12 protein-coding genes are annotated in these 20389 nt (G+C 48.1%); 6 read left to right on the forward strand and 6 right to left on the reverse strand.

Going from position 1 to position 20389, the window contains the following annotated elements; all coding sequences use genetic code 11:
- Positions 1 to 10 precede the first annotated feature (10 nt).
- The 3 genes from BQ7489_RS02110 to BQ7489_RS02120 all read right to left on the reverse strand — a co-directional run bounded on the left by BQ7489_RS02110 (position 11) and on the right by BQ7489_RS02120 (position 5348).
- Positions 11 to 1006, reverse strand: coding sequence for an NAD(P)H-dependent glycerol-3-phosphate dehydrogenase (locus tag BQ7489_RS02110; RefSeq protein WP_072529851.1), 996 nt, complete (start codon positions 1004 to 1006; stop codon positions 11 to 13).
- 100 nt (positions 1007 to 1106) lie between these two features.
- On the reverse strand, positions 1107 to 2831 hold the full coding sequence (lysS, locus tag BQ7489_RS02115) for a lysine--tRNA ligase (protein ID WP_072529852.1): 1725 nt from the start codon (positions 2829 to 2831) through the stop codon (positions 1107 to 1109).
- 312 nt (positions 2832 to 3143) lie between these two features.
- A complete protein-coding gene (locus BQ7489_RS02120) occupies positions 3144 to 5348 on the reverse strand; it encodes a sodium-translocating pyrophosphatase (RefSeq protein ID WP_072529853.1) in 2205 nt (734 codons plus the stop codon).
- A gap of 262 nt (positions 5349 to 5610) precedes the next feature.
- On the opposite strand from BQ7489_RS02120, the gene BQ7489_RS02125 reads away from it, so the two are divergent.
- The 5 genes from BQ7489_RS02125 (at position 5611) to BQ7489_RS02145 (ending at position 14434) form a co-directional block, all read left to right on the forward strand.
- The gene (locus BQ7489_RS02125) at positions 5611 to 7869 is read left to right on the forward strand and encodes an aconitate hydratase (RefSeq protein WP_072529854.1); all 2259 of its coding nucleotides are present in this window, start codon (positions 5611 to 5613) and stop codon (positions 7867 to 7869) included.
- 10 nt (positions 7870 to 7879) lie between these two features.
- Positions 7880 to 9139 (forward strand): NADP-dependent isocitrate dehydrogenase, encoded by a 1260-nt coding sequence (icd, locus tag BQ7489_RS02130; protein ID WP_072529855.1) that lies wholly within the window; start codon positions 7880 to 7882, stop codon positions 9137 to 9139.
- 38 nt (positions 9140 to 9177) lie between these two features.
- Complete coding sequence (locus BQ7489_RS02135; RefSeq protein ID WP_072529856.1) at positions 9178 to 10518, forward strand: citrate/2-methylcitrate synthase; 1341 nt, start codon at positions 9178 to 9180, stop codon at positions 10516 to 10518.
- A 167-nt stretch (positions 10519 to 10685) separates the two neighbouring features.
- The gene (locus BQ7489_RS02140; protein WP_072531985.1) at positions 10686 to 13145 is read left to right on the forward strand and encodes a glycoside hydrolase family 95 protein; all 2460 of its coding nucleotides are present in this window, start codon (positions 10686 to 10688) and stop codon (positions 13143 to 13145) included.
- A 59-nt stretch (positions 13146 to 13204) separates the two neighbouring features.
- Positions 13205 to 14434, forward strand: a complete 1230-nt coding sequence (locus tag BQ7489_RS02145; protein WP_072531986.1) for a family 8 glycosyl hydrolase — start codon at positions 13205 to 13207, stop codon at positions 14432 to 14434.
- A gap of 13 nt (positions 14435 to 14447) precedes the next feature.
- Here the strand turns inward: BQ7489_RS02145 and folB are convergent, their stop codons facing one another.
- Positions 14448 to 14816: a dihydroneopterin aldolase gene (gene folB / locus BQ7489_RS02150; RefSeq protein ID WP_072529857.1), complete on the reverse strand. Its 369-nt coding sequence runs from the start codon at positions 14814 to 14816 to the stop codon at positions 14448 to 14450.
- Positions 14817 to 14933: 117 nt separating this feature from the next.
- Complete coding sequence (locus BQ7489_RS02155) at positions 14934 to 17480, reverse strand: adenosylcobalamin-dependent ribonucleoside-diphosphate reductase (protein WP_072529858.1); 2547 nt, start codon at positions 17478 to 17480, stop codon at positions 14934 to 14936.
- 370 nt (positions 17481 to 17850) lie between these two features.
- Between BQ7489_RS02155 and BQ7489_RS02160 the strand changes: the two genes are divergently transcribed.
- Positions 17851 to 18591, forward strand: a complete 741-nt coding sequence (locus BQ7489_RS02160; protein ID WP_072531987.1) for a nitroreductase family protein — start codon at positions 17851 to 17853, stop codon at positions 18589 to 18591.
- Positions 18592 to 18692: 101 nt separating this feature from the next.
- Here BQ7489_RS02160 and dnaA read toward each other — a convergent pair whose 3' ends face one another.
- Positions 18693 to 20105, reverse strand: a complete 1413-nt coding sequence (gene dnaA, locus BQ7489_RS02165; protein WP_072529859.1) for a chromosomal replication initiator protein DnaA — start codon at positions 20103 to 20105, stop codon at positions 18693 to 18695.
- Positions 20106 to 20389: the final 284 nt, after the last annotated feature.

Below are 20389 nucleotides of genomic sequence, written 5' to 3' on the forward strand. Positions count from 1 at the left end.
GGTATTGTATTTATCTGAATGAGTCTGTCAGCAGTTTGATTTCAATCATGGGTGAAATCCGTTCATAAAGAATATTATATACGGCATCTACAATCGGCATGTTTACGTGCAGGTGTTTGTTCAGTTCCTTGATACATTTGGTTCCGTAATATCCTTCTGCTATCATTTCCATCTCAATCTGTGCACTTTTAACCGAGTATCCCTTGCCTATCATGGTTCCGAAAACACGGTTACGGCTGAAGTTGGAGTAACAGGTAACCAGCAGGTCTCCCAGGTAGGCCGAGTCGTTGGTACAGCGGTCTATCGGATCGACCGTGTCCAGGAAACGGTTCATTTCCTGCAGGGCATTCGATACCAGCACCGCCTGGAAATTGTCGCCGTATTTCAGTCCGCTGCAGATACCTGCCGCAATGGCATAGACATTTTTCAGTACGGAAGCGTATTCAATGCCTGCAATGTCTGTATTGACGGAAGTCTTGATGTAGTGTCCGGACAACTGCCGTGCAAACATCTTGGCCTTTTCGATATCTTTACACCCGATGGTGAGATAGGAGAGACGTTCCAAGGCTACTTCTTCGGCGTGACAAGGACCTGCCAGTACGGCAATGTTCTCTTCCGGCACGTCGTACATCTGATGGAAATAGTCGGATATGATCAAGTTGTCATCGGGAACGATTCCCTTGATAGCTGTTATGATGAATTTATCCTTGATTTTTGTCTTTAGCTTTTTGAGGTGGATTTTCAGATAAGGAGAGGGGGTAACGAAAATCAGAGTGTCCGATTCTTTTACTACCTTGTTGATATCCGATGAGAAGTTGATGCATTTCAGATCAAAGCGCACACTGGTCAGGTAAGCCGGATTATGTCCAAGCCGCTTGAATTCTTCAATGCGGTCGTCTCGGCGCATATACCAGTTTATCGAGTCTGTCTGGGCCAGAATAATCTTGGCGATTGCCGTTGCCCAGCTACCTCCACCCATAATAGCTATTTTCCCGGGTAATTTCATTCTTCTATTCTGTAATTAAAAATTAAAAGAGAAAAATTAAAAGCTCCTTCAACCTTGAGGAGGAAGGAGTCTTTAATATTTGGTTCCAATTTTTAATTGATTAAATCTTCGAAATCCAGCCCGCAACCTCATCTACCGTCGGGTTGGCCAGCTCCAATTTGTACTTCTTGTTAATGCCACAGATATCCTGGTGAAGTTTCTGAGGATTCACTTCCTTCATATCTGTTACAAGGTTATATCCTGCTTTCTGGAGGACAGGTACCCATGCTTCGGGTACACCCAGCTCCATGAATTTGGCCGGAGCATCTTTCGGGGCAACTTTTTCCGGACGCATCTGCGGGAAAAACAATACTTCCTGGATGTAGGTCTTGCCCGTCATCAGCATGACCAGACGGTCGATACCGATACCGATACCGCTGGTAGGAGGCATACCGTACTGCAGGGCACGCAGGAAGTCCTGATCGATAATCATCGCTTCATCGTCTCCCTTATCAGCCAGACGCATTTGTTCCTTGAAGCGTTCTTCCTGATCGATCGGATCGTTCAGTTCTGAATAAGCGTTAGCCAGTTCTTTTCCGTTTACCATCAGCTCGAAACGTTCGGTCAGTCCCGGTTTAGAGCGGTGCATCTTGGTCAGCGGTGACATTTCTACCGGATAATCGGTGATGAAGGTCGGTTGGATGAAGTTACCTTCGCAGAATTCACCGAAGATTTCGTCGATCAGTTTGCCCTTGCCCATGGTGTCGTCAATTTCCATATTCAGTTTCTGGCAGACTTCACGGATTTGAGCTTCGTCCATACCGTTCAGGTCGTAACCGGTTTTTTCCTTGATGGCGTCCAGGATCGGAAGACGACGGTAAGGAGCCTTGAAGCTGATGATTTTTCCGTCGATTTCGCGTTCCGGTTTACCGTTTACAGCAATGCAGACAGTCTCAAGCAGCTTTTCTGTAAACGACATCATCCAGTTGTAGTCCTTATATTGAACGTACAGCTCCATACAAGTGAATTCCGGATTGTGGCTGCGGTCCATACCTTCGTTACGGAAGTTCTTGCCTATTTCGTATACACCCTCAAATCCGCCTACGATGAGTCGTTTCAGATACAGCTCGGTAGCGATACGCATATACATATCGGTGTCGAGGGCATTGAAATGGGTAATGAATGGCTTGGCGCTGGCGCCGCCTGCAATGTTCTGTAGTGTCGGAGTTTCTACTTCAGTATATCCGGCTTCATCCAGAATGTGGCGGATGGTACGGATAACTGTTGCACGTTGCAGGAAGATATCTTTTACACCGTCGTTTACTATCAGGTCTACATAGCGCTGGCGGTAACGGAGTTCCGGGTCTTCGAATTTATCGTATGCCACTCCGTCTTTGTATTTTACAATCGGAAGCGGTTTGAGGGATTTGGAAAGTACCGTCAGCTTCTGGGCGTGGATGGAGACTTCCCCGGTCTGTGTACGGAACACGAAACCCTCGATACCGATAAAGTCACCCAGGTCAAGCAGGCGTTTGAATACTACATTATATAGATCCTTGTTTTCGCCCGGACAGATATCGTCACGGGTGATATATACCTGAATACGACCTTTAGAGTCCTGTAATTCAATGAAAGACGCTTTTCCCATTACACGACGTGACATGATACGTCCCGCAACGGATACTTTACGCGGTTCTGCATCGTCTTTGAATTCTGCTTTGATGTCTGTCGAAAAAGCATTGGTTACATACTCGGCAGCAGGGTACGGATCGATGCCCATCGCTCTCAATTCATTCAGACTGTTGCGTCTGATTATCTCTTGTTCACTTAGTTCTAATACGTTCATTGTTGATACATTAACTCAATTTCGCTACAAAAATAACAAAGATTTTGCAATTCCTCCCTATGTTGGGCTACTTTTATTCCCAATCCGGCTTCAGGTGGCCTTCAGGCGTACATTTCCTTTAGAGGAACGGAGCGTACTGTGATCCATTTCTGAAAAATGACTTGATCTTTTACCGTAAAGTTCCTGGCGTTCATAGTCAAAAGCCTTGACGTTTTCATGAGAAGATCTTGAATTTTTCGGGAAAAGATCTTGAACTTTCCAGAAAAGACCTTGAAGAATTTCCGGGTACCTTTCGGATGGTTCCGGAAGGGGTCAGAACAGGCTGAACGATATGGTAAGACCGGCCATGACAATGGCCACCATGCTCATCAGCTTGATGAGGATGTTCAGGCTCGGTCCGGATGTATCCTTGAAGGGGTCGCCCACCGTATCGCCTACTACCGTAGCTTTATGCACTTCACTGCCTTTTCCTCCGAAGTTCCCTTCTTCCACGTATTTCTTCGCGTTGTCCCAGGCGCCGCCGGCGTTGGCCATGAAGACGGCCAGTACGAAACCTGCCGACAGGCCTCCTACCAGCAGTCCGATAACTCCGGGAACCCCGAATATGAGTCCGGTGAGGATAGGGGCGATGATGGCCAGGACGGAGGGGAATATCATTTCATGCTGCGCTCCGATGGTGGAGATCTGTACGCAGCGGGCATAGTCGGGTTCGGCTTTCCCTTCCAGTATGCCTTTGATTTCACGGAACTGGCGGCGCACTTCCTCTACCATATGGGCTGCCGCCCGTCCTACGGCATTCATCGTCAGTCCGCAGAACAGGAAAGCCATCATACTGCCGATGAACATGCCGGAAAGTACTTTCGGGTTCATCAGTGTCACGTCATAGTAATACATGAAGTCGGTGAAGCTTGCCTTCTGTATTTCAACGCTGGTACCGTCGGGAAGTGCCAGCAGGTCGGTCCCTATCCGTTCCAGTCCGATCCGTATCTCTTCTATATAGGAGGCCAGCAGGGCAAGGCCTGTCAGGGCTGCCGAGCCGATGGCGAACCCTTTTCCGGTTGCGGCTGTAGTGTTTCCAAGGGAATCAAGCGCATCGGTGCGCCGGCGTACCTCTTCTCCCAGTCCGCTCATTTCGGCGTTACCTCCAGCATTGTCGGCAATGGGGCCGTAAGCATCGGTAGCCAAGGTAATACCCAGCGTGGAAAGCATTCCTACCGCTGCGATTCCTATACCGTACAGTCCCATGCCTATGTTCGTCAGGTCGAATCCGGATGCCAGCCAGTAGGACAGGATGATGCCTGCCACTACGGCGATGACGGGAATGGTGGTAGATATCATACCCAGGCCGATACCCGAGATGACTACCGTGGCAGGTCCTGTTTTACCACTTTCCGATAATTTTCGGGTGGGCTTGTAGGATTGGGAAGTGTAGTATTCGGTCGACTGTCCGATGATGATGCCTACTACCAGTCCGATAACTACGGCAAAGGCGATGTTCAGCCAGTTGGTTATATCCAGCAGCCATAGAATGAAGAATGTGGCTGCTACAATCAGGATGGCGCTCAGGTTGGTGCCGAACGAAAGTGACCGGAGCAGGTCTTTCATGTGGGCGTCTTCGCGCGTGCGTACCGAAAATATACCTATCATGGAGAGGATGATGCCCACAGCTGCAATCAGCATCGGGGCGATGACAGCCTTGAACTGCATGGATGTGTCGCCGCTCCCGATGAAGGCAGCCGCTCCCAAAGCGGCCGTTGCCAGGATGGATCCGCAGTAGGATTCATACAGGTCGGCTCCCATACCGGCTACGTCACCCACGTTGTCTCCCACATTGTCGGCTATGGTTGCCGGATTGCGCGGGTCGTCTTCGGGGATACCGGCTTCCACCTTTCCTACGAGGTCGGCCCCTACATCGGCGGCTTTCGTATAGATGCCTCCGCCTACACGGGCGAAGAGGGCCTGTGTAGATGCCCCCATTCCGAAGGTGAGCATGGTGGTTGTGATAATGCAGAGCTTGGCTGTCGGGTTATTCCCGTCGTCGGGGATGAAATGGTCCAGCAGGATGTACCAGAATGAGATGTCAAGCAGTCCGAGACCTACTACCACCAGTCCCATGACGGCCCCGCTCCGGAAAGCGATCCTCAGTCCCTTGTTCAGCGAACTGCGTGCGGCATTGGCTGTGCGGGCGGAGGCATATGTGGCGGTTTTCATTCCAAGGAATCCCGACAGGCCGGAAAAGAAGCCTCCGGTAAGGAAAGCTACGGGTACCCAATGGTTCTGCAGGTTGAATCCGTAGGCCATGATGGAGAACAGGATAACCAGTCCGAGAAAGACCAGGGTCACTACTTTGTATTGTTGTTTCAGGTATGACATCGCTCCCTGGCGCACATGGGAGGCAATCTGTTGCATGCGGGCTGTTCCTTCGCTTTCGCGCATCATTTGCCGGTAGAAATACCATGCCAGCAAAAGGGCTGAAATGGAAGCTGCAGGTATCAGCCAGAACAATGGAGTTTCCATATGAAAAGATGTTTAAGGTTTATCTTCAAATATAAAGATTATATGCCGACATGCAAATTTTCAATGTGAAAAATTTGTTTAAAAGGACAAACAGGCTTCTTTTTGTTACAATTTTACTTTTTGTTTTGCTTTTAATTATGATATTTATGCAAAAAAGGCTGCTTTAATTGTAAATCGGATAATTTTATCCAGTTTTTGTTGAATATTGTATCGGGAAGTTTGTATATTTGCGGTCTGACAAAAAGTTATAAATTATATTGAAATGGTTTACGATATTGAAATGTTGAGGCAATTCTATTCGTCTTATGCAGAAAAAGTAGAGAATGCCCGTAACAATTTGGGAAGAGCTATGACATTGGCGGAGAAAATCCTCTATGCACATCTATATAATCCGGAAAAATTGGCGGCTTTTCGTCGTGGGGAAGACTATGTCGATTTCCGTCCCGACCGGGTAGCCATGCAGGATGCAACGGCCCAGATGGCTTTGCTACAGTTCATGAATGCAGGGAAAGAGACGTCGGCCGTTCCGGCTACAGTTCACTGTGACCATCTGATACAGGCCTATAAAGGTGTGAAGGTGGATCTGCCTGCCGCCTGTGAAACGAATAAGGAGGTGTATGATTTCCTGAAAAGTGTAGCCTCACGTTATGGCATAGGATTCTGGCGTCCGGGAGCCGGTATCATCCATCAGGTTGTCCTTGAAAATTATGCGTTTCCTGGCGGTATGATGGTGGGGACCGATTCGCATACCCCGAATGCCGGAGGCCTTGGAATGATAGCTATCGGTGTGGGAGGTGCCGATGCCGTGGATGTCATGACCGGTATGGAATGGGAACTGAAGATGCCTAAGCTGATAGGTGTGAAGCTGAACGGAAAACTGGAGGGATGGGCCGCTCCGAAGGACGTGATCTTGAAACTGGCCGGTATCCTGACTGTCAAAGGGGCAACCAATGCCATCATCGAATATTTTGGCGAAGGAACTGCTTCCTTGTCGGCTACCGGTAAGGCTACCATCTGTAATATGGGGGCCGAAGTAGGGGCAACCACATCGCTGTTCCCATTTGACGAGGAAATGAAAAAGTATCTTTGTGCCACCGGTCGTGAGGAAGTGGCTGCGATGGCGGAAGCGAACAAAGACAGTCTGAAGGCGGACGATGAAGTCCTGTCTGATCCGGAGAACTATTACGACCGTATCATCGAGATCGACCTGTCTTCGCTGGAACCATATATCAACGGACCGTTTACGCCGGATGCTGCCTGCCCGATTTCAGAATTCGCCGCCAAAGTAAAGTCGAACGGATATCCGCAGCGTATGGAAGTGGGGCTGATAGGATCTTGTACCAATTCTTCGTATCAGGACTTGAGCCGGGCGGCGTCACTCGCACGTCAGGTAAAGGCGAAGGGACTGAAGATGGCTTCGCCGCTGATTATCAATCCGGGTTCGGAACAGGTATATTGCACTTCCGAGCGTGACGGTATGATTGCCGATTTCGAGGCGGTAGGCGGTGTGATCATGACCAATGCCTGCGGTCCTTGCATTGGCCAGTGGAAACGTGTGACGGACGATCCTACGAGGGCCAATTCCATTGTCACCTCATTTAACCGTAACTTTGCCAAACGTGCCGACGGTAATCCGAATACCCATGCGTTTGTGGCTTCTCCTGAACTGGCGATGGCATTGACCATAGCAGGTGACCTGTGTTTCAATCCGCTGACGGATACCTTGACAAACGAAAAAGGTGAGCAGGTGAAGTTGGATGCGCCTGTGGGCGATACCTTGCCGGCCAAAGGATTTACGGTAGACGACAACGGTTATGTGGCTCCGGCTGCCGACGGAAAGAATGTGAGTATTTCCATTGATCCGGAATCCCAACGCCTGCAGAAGCTGGTTCCGTTTGCTCCGTGGGACGGGAAAGACCTTATAGACATGCCGCTGCTGATCAAGACACAGGGCAAGTGTACCACCGACCATATTTCCATGGCGGGCCCGTGGCTGCGTTTCCGCGGACATCTGGAAAACATTTCCGACAATATGCTGATGGGAGCGGTCAATGCCTTCAACGGAAAGACCAACAGTGTGTATAACAGTCTGACCGGTGGGTATGAAGCGGTCTCAGCGGTAGCCAAACAGTATAAGGCGAAAGGAATCTCATCCATTGTTGTAGCCGAAGAAAATTATGGGGAAGGTTCGAGCCGCGAGCATGCCGCAATGGAGCCTCGGTTCCTGAACGTGAAGGCTATCCTGGCCAAGAGTTTCGCCCGTATTCATGAAACGAACCTGAAGAAACAGGGTATGCTGGCACTGACGTTTGTCAATAAGGACGACTATGACAAGGTGCAGGAGCATGACCGTATCTCTGTTCTCGGACTGGATACATTTGCACCCGGAAAGCCTCTGAAGGTAGTGCTGCGCCATGAAGACGGTACGAGCGATACCATTGAAGCTTCCCATACATATAATGATATGCAGATTGCCTGGTTCCGTGCCGGTTCTGCTTTGAATACATTCAGAAAACAATAAATCCGATTCTATGAGTAAAGTATATATGCAAGACGGTCGGCTGGTAGTGCCCGACTGTGTGACCATCCCTTTCATTGAAGGCGACGGTGTAGGAGCCGAAATCACTCCGGTTTGTCAGAAGATTGTCAACGAGGCCGTGAAACTGGCCTATGGAGGAAAACGTTCCATCGAATGGAAAGAAGTGCTGGCCGGCGGTAAGGCGTTTGAAAAGACAGGCGAATGGCTGCCCGAAGCGACGATGGACGCTTTCCGTGAATACCTGGTAGGAATCAAGGGTCCGCTTACCACGCCTGTAGGCGGCGGTATCCGTTCCTTGAATGTGGCCTTGCGCCAGACACTCGACCTGTATGTCTGCCTGCGTCCGGTACGTTGGTTCAAGGGGGTAGTATCTCCGGTAAAGGAACCTCAGAAAGTGGATATGCATATTTTCCGTGAAAATACGGAAGATATCTATGCCGGAATAGAATGGGAACAGGGAACTCCGGAAGCGGAAAAGTTCTATACGTTCCTGCGTGACGAAATGGGAGTGACCAAGGTACGTTTCCCAAAGACTTCATCTTTCGGTGTGAAGCCTGTATCTGTGGAAGGAACCCAGCGTCTGGTACGTTCGGCTATCAGCTATGCCCTGGAACATCAGTTGCCTTCCGTTACATTGGTGCATAAGGGGAATATCATGAAGTTTACCGAAGGAGGATTCAAGCGTTGGGGCTACGAAGTAGCCGAAAAGGAATTCGCCGGCAAGACATTCACCATGAACCAATATGAAAAGGTAAAGAAGGATCTGGGTGAAGAATCGGCGAAAGCCGCTTTGGCTGAGGCCGTCAATACCGGCAAGCTGATTGTCAAGGACTGTATTGCGGATGCGTTTCTGCAGAATACCCTGCTCATTCCGGAGGAATATTCCGTGATTGCCACATTGAACCTGAACGGCGACTATATCTCCGACCAGCTTGCTGCGATGGTGGGTGGCATCGGTATTGCACCGGGAGCCAATATCAATTACCTTACAGGACATGCCATTTTTGAGGCTACCCATGGTACGGCACCTAACATTGCCGGGAAGAACATAGTCAACCCGTGTTCGTTGCTGCTGTCTTCGGTCATGATGCTCGAATATCTGGGATGGAAGGAGGCCGGACAGTTGATTACCGGTGCGCTTGAAAAGGCCTTCGGAGAAGGAAAGGCCACCAATGATCTGGCCCGCTTCATGCCGGACGGACAGTCTCTTGGAACTGTTGAGTTCGGTGATTGTGTGATCGATTTTTTATAATAGAAGTTTAACCAATTCCTGCGTAACACTGAGAATCTATGAAAAAGGAATATGTTGTATATAAACTCTCGGAATGTGCAAAACATGCATGCCGTATCGATAATGAGCTTTTTACCAAATATAATGTAAAGCGCGGACTCCGTAATGAAGACGGGACCGGAGTACTGGTAGGTCTGACCAAGATCGGTAATGTGGTGGGTTATGAAAGAACCGACCAGGGACTGAAGGCGATTCCCGGCAAGCTGTTCTATCGCGGATACGACCTGGAAGACATTGCCCATGCCTTGCTGAAGGAAAAACGTTTCGGCTTTGAAGAGGTGGCCTATCTGTTGCTTTCGGGTGAGCTTCCTGATTCTGAGCAGCTGGCTTCCTTCAAGGAACTGATCAATGACAATATGCCTCTCGACAAGAAGACTACGATGAATATCATTGACCTGGAAGGACAGAACATCATGAATATCCTGGCCCGGAGTGTACTTGAAATGTATACCTTCGATCCGAATCCGGATGACATCTCGCGCGACAACCTGATGCGTCAGTCGATAGAGCTGATTTCGAAGTTTCCTACCATCATTGCCTATGCCTATAACATTTACCGTCATAGCACACAGGGACGTTCACTGCATATCCGTCATCCGCATGAAAACCTGTCATTGGCCGAAAACTTCCTTTACATGATCAAGAAGGACTATACGCCGTTGGAGGCACGTATGCTCGACCTGTTGCTGGTTTTGCAGGCCGAACATGGCGGTGGTAACAACTCTACCTTTACGGTCCGTGTGACCAGTTCAACCCGTACCGATACCTATTCAAGCATTGCTGCCGGAATCGGATCCTTGAAAGGTCCGTTGCACGGAGGGGCAAACATCCAGGTAGTAAGGATGTTCCACCATCTGAAGGAAGTTATATCCGACTGGAATAACATCGATGAGATAGATACATACCTTATCCGGATGCTGAACAAGGAGGCGTACGACGGCAGCGGACTGATCTATGGGATCGGTCATGCCGTGTATACCATTTCCGACCCACGTGCCGTATTGTTGAAGGAACTGGCCAGTGAACTGGTGGCCGAGAAAGGGATGGAAAAGGAATTTGCTTTCCTTGAACTCCTTGAGCAGCGTGCCATCGAATGTTTCAAGAAGGTGAAAGGTACCAAGAAACAGGTATGCTCTAATGTAGATTTCTATTCAGGCTTTATTTATGAGCTGATGGGGCTGCCTGTAGAGATCTATACTCCGCTGTTTGCTATGGCCCGTATAGTAGGATGGACGGCACACCGTATCGAGGAATTGAATTTTGAGGGTCGCCGTATCATCCGTCCGGCCTATAAGAATGTGTTGGACGAAATGGAGTATACTCCTATATCCGACCGTTGATCTGCTCTTTTCGTTTTCTCTCTTCATATGTTCAGGCGGCTTTCATTATCCGGAGGTCGCCTGAATTGTTTTGTGTAGTTTGTAGGAGCGTTTTCTTTGAAATATATTTGCCAGATAAAGTACTTCTGTGTAAATTTAACACCTGATTAATCTAAATTATGGAATTCATGAAAAAATATTTTATTGGAGTAGGGCTGCTCCTGAGCATGACGGTTTATGTGCAGGCTCAGGATCTGAAGCTTTGGTATGGAAAGCCGGCCACTACATGGGTTGAGGCTTTGCCTGTGGGCAATTCGTCTATGGGAGCCATGGTTTATGGGGGAACCTATAAGGAAGAGTTGCAGCTGAACGAGGAGACCATGTGGGGAGGGGGACCTCACCGGAATGACAATCCCGAGGCCCGATCGCATCTTCAGGAAGTACGCGATCTGATTTTCGCCGGTAAAACGATGGATGCCCAGAACCTGATTGACAAGACTTTCTATACCGGAAAGAACGGTATGCCTTATCAGACTGTCGGCAGCCTGCTGATCGAGATGCCTGACAAGGGGCAGGTGAGTGATTATTACCGTGATCTGGATTTGGAACGTGCCGTTGCCACGACCCGTTTTAAGGCGGACGGGGTGACATATACACGTGAGGTATTTGCTTCCTTTCCAGATAAGGTTATCATCGTGCGGTTTACCGCCGACAAGCCGGGTATGCTGAACTTTAAAGTCAAGTACACTTCTCCGTTGGAAAATACGGTCAGGAAATCGGGAAAGAAGCTGGTGTTGAGAGGAAAAGGACAGGCACATGAAGGTGTACCGGCTGTCATTGAAATGGAAACACAGAGTCAGGTGGCTGCTCAAGGCGGGAAGGTGAGGCTGACCGGCGATGCCATTTCTGTAGAGAATGCTACATCTGCTACTTTATATATTGCTGCGGCAACCAATTTTGTGAACTACCACGATGTGAGTGGCAATGAAACGAAAAAAGCTTCGGCCTTGCTGAATGCTGCGATGAAAAAGAATTACGATGATGCGCTGAAGGCACATGAAACCTATTACAAGTCACAGTTCGACCGGGTTTCCCTATCGCTGGAAAGTGCCGACAAGCAGGCGGCCGGACAGGAAACGGTAAAGCGTATAGCCGGTTTCAGTAAAGGGGGAGATGCTTCACTGGCAGCTCTGATGTTCCAGTACGGGCGTTATCTGCTGATATCTTCTTCACAGCCGGGCGGACAGGCTGCCAATCTGCAGGGTATCTGGAACGATAAGTTGCTGGCTCCCTGGGATGGGAAATATACCATCAACATCAATGCCGAAATGAATTATTGGCCGGCTGAAGTGACCAACTTGTCGGAGACACACAAGCCGCTGTTCGACCTGATACAGGATCTTTCCGTTACGGGCCGGCAGACTGCCCGCGACATGTATGGCTGTAACGGATGGGTAGCCCATCATAATACAGACATCTGGCGTATTACGGGTCCTGTCGATAATGCATTTTACGGAACCTGGCCCATGGGAGGAGCCTGGCTCACCACCCATCTGTGGCAGCATTATCTCTATACCGGTGACAAGCAGTTCCTGGAAGAGGCATATCCGGCGATGAAAGGGGCGGCCGACTTCTTCCTCAGCTATATGGTTCCGCATCCGAAGTACGGATGGAAAGTGACAGCGCCTTCCATGTCGCCCGAGCATGGTCCGGCGGGAGAGAATACCCAGGGCAATTCAACGATTGTGGCGGGATGTACGATGGATAACCAGATCATTTTCGACGTGTTGAGCAATACGTTGGATGCCGCGAAGGTATTGGATATACAGCCGGCTTACCAGGATTCGCTGAAGAACCAGCTGGCTCAGCTTCCGCCTATGCAGATAGGCCGCTACAACCAGTTGCAGGAGTGGCTGGAAGATCTGGACAATCCTCGTGACGAACATCGCCACGTATCGCATGCATATGGTTTGTTCCCCAGCAACCAGATATCTCCTTATACCCATCCTTACCTGTTCCAGGCGGTTAAGAACACGTTGCTGCAACGGGGTGACAAGGCAACCGGATGGTCTATCGGCTGGAAGATCAATTTGTGGGCGAGACTTCTTGACGGCAATCATGCCTATAAGATGATTTCGAATCTGCTGGTGCTGCTGCCGAGTGATGCTGTAGCGCGCAAATATCCGGAAGGACGTACTTATCCGAATATGTTTGATGCCCATCCGCCTTTTCAGATTGACGGAAATTTCGGATTTACGGCAGGTGTGGCCGAAATGTTGCTCCAGAGCCACGACGGGGCGGTACATCTGTTGCCGGCTTTGCCTGATGCCTGGTCGGAAGGTAGCGTAAAGGGTTTGGTTGCCCGTGGTGGTTTTGTGGTAGATATGGAATGGAACGGCGTACAGCTGGCCAAGGCCAAGATACATTCCCGTCTGGGAGGCAATCTGCGTCTGCGTTCTTATGTGCCGTTGAAAGGTGAAGGCTTGAAGCCGGCGCAAGGGGAAAATTCCAATCCGTTGTTCAGACAGGCTGATATCAAGGAACCTTTGGTGTCGAAGGACATAGTTCCGCAATATCCTGTTATTCCGAAGGTTTATGAATACGATCTGATGACCGAAGCCGGAAAAGATTATGTGGTTACGAGATGATGGAACAAGATGAAAAAGTAGGAAAACGATGTAGGACATTTGATAATTTGGACACCGATATGAAAATTTATTCTGTTTTTTTAGCTTTGATAGTATGCCTGGGGTGCGGTTTGGATGCATGGGGGAAATCTGCCGGTACCGGCAGACCTTCGGGAGCATTCTATACGGGAATCTATCCGAACCTTTTCCATGAGTATCTTGGTGTGTCACAGGATGAGACCGATGAGAAGCTGGCCCGGATATGGAACCATTTCTTTGTAGACGATGAAACGAAGGTCTATTATGAAGATAGTGACAGCACTGCTTATATTTATGATACCGGAAGCAACGATGTCCGGACGGAGGGCATGTCATACGGGATGATGATTTGTGTGCAGATGGACAAGCGGCAGGAGTTCGACAAGATTTGGCGGTGGACCAAGAAATATATGCATTATACTTCGGGACGGTGGTCGGGATATTTTGCCTGGCAATGTACTACTGACGGAAAGAAGATAGGTGAGGAGCCCAGTTGTGCAACCGACGGTGAAATCTATTTTATCACATCCCTGTTCTTTGCCTCACACCGTTGGGGAAACGAAGGAGCGTATAACTATGAGAAGGAGGCACAGCAGATCTTGAAGGATGTCATGTCAAAGGATGGTGCAGGAGACATTTATAACATGTTTGATGCCGGTTCCAAGCTGGTGACATTCGTTCCGTCCAGGGACATGCGTCATTTTACCGATCCGTCTTATAACCTTCCGGCCTTCTTTGAATTATGGGCGTTATGGGCCGATTTGGATCAGGATTTCTGGGCTCAGACTCCGGATGCCGCACGTCGTTTGTTGGCACAGGCTTCACATCCGGTGACCGGGTTGTTCCCTGATTATTCCACGTTTGACGGGAAACCTCACCAACCGTATTGGAAAGAGGATTACGATGCCCGCCGTTATCAGTATGATGCCATCCGTTGTGCCATGAATGTGGGGATGGACTATTATTGGTTTGGCAAGGATGCCTCCCGGCAGACTGAGATGATGACACGCCTGCTCACTTTCCTGAAGAATGATAATTATACGCACGGGCAGTTTGAGCTGGATGGAAAGAAGCCTACAGGTTCATATTCCGAAGGGATGGCAGGAGCCAATGCTGTAGGTGCCTTTGCCCTGACCGACAAGGAACTTGCCCGTGAATATATCCTCCGTTTATGGAATACTCCGTTGCCTACGGGTAAGTTCAGGTATTATGCCGGTATGGTGTATATGCTTTCCATGCTTCACGTCAGCGGTAATTTCAGGGTGTATTGACCGTATGCTTGCTTTAGCGGAGATAGGTCGCTTCGACCCCTACTTGTTGGCAGTCTGCCCCCATAGGAGGATTCTGTTTGAACAGTGCGATCTTTATTTCCACTATAGACGGGAAACGGTCGAACAGGTGCCGTGCAATCCGATGTATGACATGCTCCAGCAGTCGGGAAGGGATATCCATCTCTTCTTTCACTGCCGCGAATACATCGGCATAGTTTACGGTTCCTTCCAGTTCATCCTGTGCGGCGGCCCGTGAAAAATCTGTTTTCAGCCTCAGGCTGACGGTATATTCGGCTCCTACCTTGTTTTCCTGGGGGAGTACACCGTGGTAAGCGTACAGTTTTATCCCGTCCAGGTAGATATACATGTTGTCTGCTCTCATAGTTGATGGGAAGTTTAATTAAAAAAGTCATTCGGAAAATGAACTGTTTCCGGGAATATTTTCCCCTGCAGCTATATTCCGAATGACTTGTTTTATTATTATGTAGAATTGTAAAGATTATCCGCAACGCGAAGCACCGCAAGTCTTACAGATAAGGCAGCCTTCCTGATATACCAGTGTTTCATGGCCGCAATTCGGACATTTTACCCCTTTAGCTTCGGTTCCGTCCTGCACATATTTCTTCAGTGCACGTTCCACACCGTTTTTCCAGGTATTGATGTTCTCGCTGTCGAGCTGCAGTGAACTTACCAGCTTGATGACCTGTTCGATAGGCATCTGCCAGCGCAAGACTCCTGAAATGAGTTTTGCATAGTTCCAGTACTCTTTGTCGAATTTACCGGAAAGGCCTTCAACCGTCATCTTGTATCCTCGTTTGTTCTCGAACTGGAAGTCATAACGTTTATTGCCTTCTTCGTCGAAATTCTTGATGATGCGTCCTTTGGTTACGGATTTCGGAAGTACGATACCTTCTTCATCATCCTGCAGACCGGTAAAGATTTCGTAAGGACGACCGTCTAGCAAGCCTACAAAGGCTACCCATTTTTCCTTGTTGTTCTGGAAACGTACCACATCGGCTTCCAGTACCCGTGGACGTACTTCTACAACCTCACGTGTCTTGACACATTCGCAAGGCCCTTCTTTCTTGTCGTCCTTCTTCTTGGTAGAAAGCAGCACACCAGCGCGTGAACCGTCACGGTAAACCGTACATCCCTTGCATCCGGAGCGCCATGCTTCTACATACAGGCGGTTTACCAGGTCTTCATCGACGTTGTTGGGCAGATTGATCGTTACACTGATAGAGTGGTCCACCCATTTCTGGATGCGGCCCTGCATCTTGACTTTCATCAGCCAGTCGACATCATTGGAAGTAGCCTTGTAGTAAGGTGATTTGGCCACCAGTTCATCTATTTCTTCCTGGGTATACCGTTTATCGGGATCATATCCGTTGACTTCCATCCAGGTAAGGAACTTATGGTGGAATACAGTATATTCTTCGAATGCATCGCCTGTTTCATCCACAAAGTCTACATGTACATTGGTGTCGTTCGGGTTAACCTTACGGCGGCGCTTGTATACTGGCATGAACACCGGTTCAATGCCGGACGTAGTCTGCGTCATCAGACTGGTTGTACCTGTAGGAGCGATGGTAAGGCAGGCGATGTTACGGCGACCGTATTTCTTCATGTCTTCATACAATTGAGGATCGGCTTCGCGTAAACGATTGATGAACGGGTTTTCCTTCTCACGTTCCGCATCGTAGATTTCGAAGGCTCCGCGTTCCTTGGCCATGTTGACTGATGAGCGGTAAGCTTCCAGAGCGATCGTTTTCTGTACCTGTTCTGCAAATTCCGTAGCTTCTTCCGTTCCGTAGCGCAGTCCCATGGCGGCAAGCATATCTCCTTCGGCTGTGATACCTACTCCCGTACGGCGTCCCATTCCGGATTTGCGGTAAATCTTTTCCCACAGGTGGCGTTCTGTTCCCTTGACTTCTTCACTTTCCGGATCGCTGTCTATCTTTTCCATGATCTTCTGGATCTTTTCCAGTTCAAGGTCAATGATATCGTCCATGATACGCTGTGCCAATGCCACATGCTTTTTGAACAGGTCGAAATCGAAATATGCTTCCGGAGTGAACGGATTCACTACATATGAATAGAGGTTGATGGCCAGCAGTCGGCAGGAGTCGTACGGACACAATGGAATTTCACCGCAAGGGTTGGTCGATACGGTTTTGAAACCCAGGTCGGCATAACAGTCGGGTACCGATTCGCGGATAATGGTGTCCCAGAACAGTACACCCGGTTCGGCCGATTTCCATGCGTTGTGCACAATCTTCTTCCATAATGCTGCGGCATCAATTTCCTTGACCACTTTCGGCTGGTCGGAATCAATGGGGAACTGTTGGGTGTAGCTCCGGTTTTCGATGGCTGCCTGCATGAATTCGTCGTCAAGCTTTACAGATACGTTGGCGCCCGTAACCTTGCCTTCAGTCATTTTCGCATCGATGAATGCTTCCGAATCAGGATGTTTGATGGATACACTCAGCATCAAGGCTCCGCGACGTCCGTCCTGTGCAACTTCACGCGTCGAGTTGGAATAACGTTCCATAAACGGAACCAGGCCGGTTGAAGTCAGAGCAGAATTCTTTACAGGAGAACCTTTCGGGCGGATATGCGAAAGGTCGTGACCTACACCACCGCGACGTTTCATCAGCTGAACCTGTTCTTCGTCAATGCGGATGATGGCTCCGTATGAATCAGCGGATCCGTCAAGTCCGATTACAAAACAGTTAGAAAGAGAAGCTACCTGATAATCGTTGCCAATTCCAGTCATCGGACTTCCTTGCGGTATGATGTACTTGAAATGGTCAAGCAGGTTAAACAGTTGTTGAGCGCTAAGTCCGTTCGGATACTTGGCTTCAATTCGGGCAACTTCATTGGCGATACGCCAATGCATGTCTTCCGGTGACTTTTCATAGATGTTTCCAAAAGAGTCTTTGACGGCATACTTATTTACCCACACGCGGGCTGCCAACTCATCTCCTTTGAAATACTCCAGCGAGGCCGCGAAGGCTTCGTCGTAGGTGTAAGTTTGTTTTTCCACGGTTTTTATAAATATTTGGTACGTTATTATTTTTAGTTGTCTTGATGTCTGTAGTAGAATGTTCGCTTATTAATAACATACGGCTGCAAAACTATATATGTTTTTTAGAATGACAAAATAAAACAACAAAAAGTTATCAACAAAAATAAAAGTTTTCCGATTTTAATTTATTATCTTCTGATTATTAATATATTATGAATTTTTATTCTAGAAAAAGTTGTCTAAAATGTAAAATTATCCTTGTGCGCTGTTTTTATGCCGATTATGTCCTTCATCTGAATGTGCCTGCATTTTTAACTATTTACAATACCTGTCAGCCGTCGGATTTGATAAATATTTGCTATTTTTGTATAAATCAATTTTTATGTATATGGATTCAATTAAAAACAGACGTACGATACGTAAGTATAAGGAACAGGACATTCCCGAAGAATTGTTGAACGGGTTGCTGGAGGAGTCATTCCGGGCTTCTACCATGGGGAACATGCAGTTGTACAGTGTGGTCGTGACCCGCAGTCGCGAAATGAAGGAAAAGCTGGCTCCCGCCCATTTTAACCAGCCTATGGTTACTTCCGCTCCTGTTGTCCTTACATTCTGTGCCGATTTCAACCGTTTCAGCAAATGGTGTCTGCAGCGGAAGGCCGAACCTGGATACGACAATCCGCTGTCATTCCTGAACGCCATGAGCGACACGCTGCTGGTGACCCAGAATTTCTGTACTTTGGCCGAAGACAATGGATTGGGAATCTGTTATCTGGGTACTACCATCTATAATCCTGCCCCGATTATCGAATTGCTGAAGCTGCCCCGCCTGGTTATGCCCGTGGCTACCATTACGGTAGGTTATCCGGATGAATGTCCGGCACAGCCCGACCGTCTTCCTTTGAGAGGAATCATACATGAGGAAGTATATAAGGACTATACTCCAGAAATGATTGACGACATTTATGCCTACAAGGAGTCTTTGCCGGAAAACAAGCATTTTGTGGAGATCAACCATACCGAAACGCTGGCTCAGATATTTACTGATATCCGTTATAAGAAGGCAGATAATGAAATGATGTCGGAGTCATTGAAGGCGACGTTGAAGAAACAGGGATTCCGTAAATAAAAAGCCTGTAGTTTTGAAAGAAACAGGAAAGGACATGAATTTTCTACTTTGATAGTGAAAAAATTCATGTCCTTTCCTGTTTTATATATCTTGCCGGCCTGTCATTTCTGCCGTAGGCTGGATTCTATTTCCTCAATTTCTGCCTTGAATGCTTTGTCTACTTCTACCTGATCTTTTACAATCTTGCAGGCATGGAGCACCGTAGCATGGTCTTTGTTACCTATCATCTGTCCTATCTTTGAAGAGGAAGTTTCGGTATGCTTCTTGGCCAGATACATGGCAACCTGCCGTACCTGTACCACTTCACGCTTACGGGTTTTCGTATGGATGGTGGAAGCGTCTACCTGATAATGCGAGCAGACCTTTTCAATGATATCCTCAACCGTCAGCGGCTTGACTTCCGCACAGCGTACGGCTTTCCTTACAATATGTTGTGCCAGATCCAGGTTGATTTCACGTTTCAGCTTGATGGAATATACCAGCAGGGAGTTGACAATTCCTTCAAGTTCACGTACGCTTTCGTTTACGTTCTCTGCAATGTAGTTGATGACCGGTTCCGGTATGGAAAGACCGTCACGGCGGATCTTGTCCCTGAGTATGTTCTTCCGGAGCTCGATGTCCGGTTTTTCCAGTTCGGCCACCAGTCCCCATTTGAAACGGGTGAGCAGGCGGTCTTCCATCCCTTGCAGCATGACCGGAGCCCTATCGGATGTAAGGATAAGCTGCTTGCCGTTCTGATGCAGGTGGTTGAAAATGTGGAAGAACGTATTCTGGGTCTTGGTTACTCCCGCAAATTCCTGTATATCATCGATAATCAGTACATCGATGGTCTGGTAGAAACTGATGAAGTCATTGAAATGATTGGTTCTTACCGAATCCGTATATTGCATCTGGAAGAGGTGTGCCGAGATATACAATACACGTTTTTCGGGATAGAGTTCCTTGATACGTGTGCCGATGGCATTGATCAGGTGTGTCTTGCCCACTCCCGACGGACCGTATAGAAACAGAGGATTGAAGGTACGGGCCGGATTCTGGGCAACGGTTTCGGCAACCGTCCGTGAGAATTCGTTGCTCGCTCCTTTGATGAAGTTCTCGAAATTATAGTTCGGGTTCAGATGAGGATTCAGATCCTGTGCGTTCGAAGAAGCCTGTAATATTGTGGGCGCCTTATTGGCGTTATGGATAGACGTCTGGGGCGGTAGCGCAGCCGAGCGTTCCGTGCCTTTTATATCGACGGCTATATGGTTTGTCTTGTCGGTCAGGATAGAGTACATCAGCTCCGTGCCTTCTCCAATCTCCTTGTAGATGGCTGCACGAAGCAAGCCCACGAACTTTTCTTCCAGGTATTCATAGAAGAAAGGACTGGGTACCCCGATCGTCAAGGCCTTATTCTCGTATTTCAGCGGTACGATAGGCTCAAACCAAGTTTTGAAGGCTGTCGCATTCACGTTGTCTCTGATGAAAATGAGACAACGGTTCCATAATGCAATAGCCTGATTGTTCTCAATCATATTTATGTTCTAAAATTTAATAAGCGAAACTTCTACGTTTGCAAATTTCGTAATGAAATTCTAGAAAAACAAATCATATTTCTCTTGCTTTTTAATGGAATTATATAACTACCTGTTGTACAGAATTTTATACATCTGTTAAAATAGTGTATGCCTTAAAACAATTTGTTTTTCTATAAAGGTTTGAATTTCAGTTTATTGTGATAAAGTGTCTATTTGTTTATATTATAATGTCTTGATATTCCGATTTTGAATATCAAGACATTACATTGTAACTGCCATCA

It is taken from the genome of Bacteroides ilei (genome assembly GCF_900128495.1).
Taxonomy (GTDB): domain Bacteria; phylum Bacteroidota; class Bacteroidia; order Bacteroidales; family Bacteroidaceae; genus Phocaeicola; species Phocaeicola ilei.

Excerpts from the sequence above, each read along its gene's own strand:
- BQ7489_RS02110 (WP_072529851.1), bottom strand. The coding sequence starts at position 1,006 with ATGAAATTACCCGGGAAAATAGCTATTATGGGTGGAGGTAGCTGGGCA.
- lysS (WP_072529852.1), bottom strand. The coding sequence starts at position 2,831 with ATGAACGTATTAGAACTAAGTGAACAAGAGATAATCAGACGCAACAGT.
- BQ7489_RS02120 (WP_072529853.1), bottom strand. The coding sequence starts at position 5,348 with ATGGAAACTCCATTGTTCTGGCTGATACCTGCAGCTTCCATTTCAGCC.
- BQ7489_RS02125 (WP_072529854.1), top strand. The coding sequence starts at position 5,611 with ATGGTTTACGATATTGAAATGTTGAGGCAATTCTATTCGTCTTATGCA.
- icd (WP_072529855.1), top strand. The coding sequence starts at position 7,880 with ATGAGTAAAGTATATATGCAAGACGGTCGGCTGGTAGTGCCCGACTGT.
- BQ7489_RS02135 (WP_072529856.1), top strand. The coding sequence starts at position 9,178 with ATGAAAAAGGAATATGTTGTATATAAACTCTCGGAATGTGCAAAACAT.
- BQ7489_RS02140 (WP_072531985.1), top strand. The coding sequence starts at position 10,686 with ATGAAAAAATATTTTATTGGAGTAGGGCTGCTCCTGAGCATGACGGTT.
- BQ7489_RS02145 (WP_072531986.1), top strand. The coding sequence starts at position 13,205 with ATGAAAATTTATTCTGTTTTTTTAGCTTTGATAGTATGCCTGGGGTGC.
- folB (WP_072529857.1), bottom strand. The coding sequence starts at position 14,816 with ATGAGAGCAGACAACATGTATATCTACCTGGACGGGATAAAACTGTAC.
- BQ7489_RS02160 (WP_072531987.1), top strand. The coding sequence starts at position 17,851 with ATGGATTCAATTAAAAACAGACGTACGATACGTAAGTATAAGGAACAG.
- dnaA (WP_072529859.1), bottom strand. The coding sequence starts at position 20,105 with ATGATTGAGAACAATCAGGCTATTGCATTATGGAACCGTTGTCTCATT.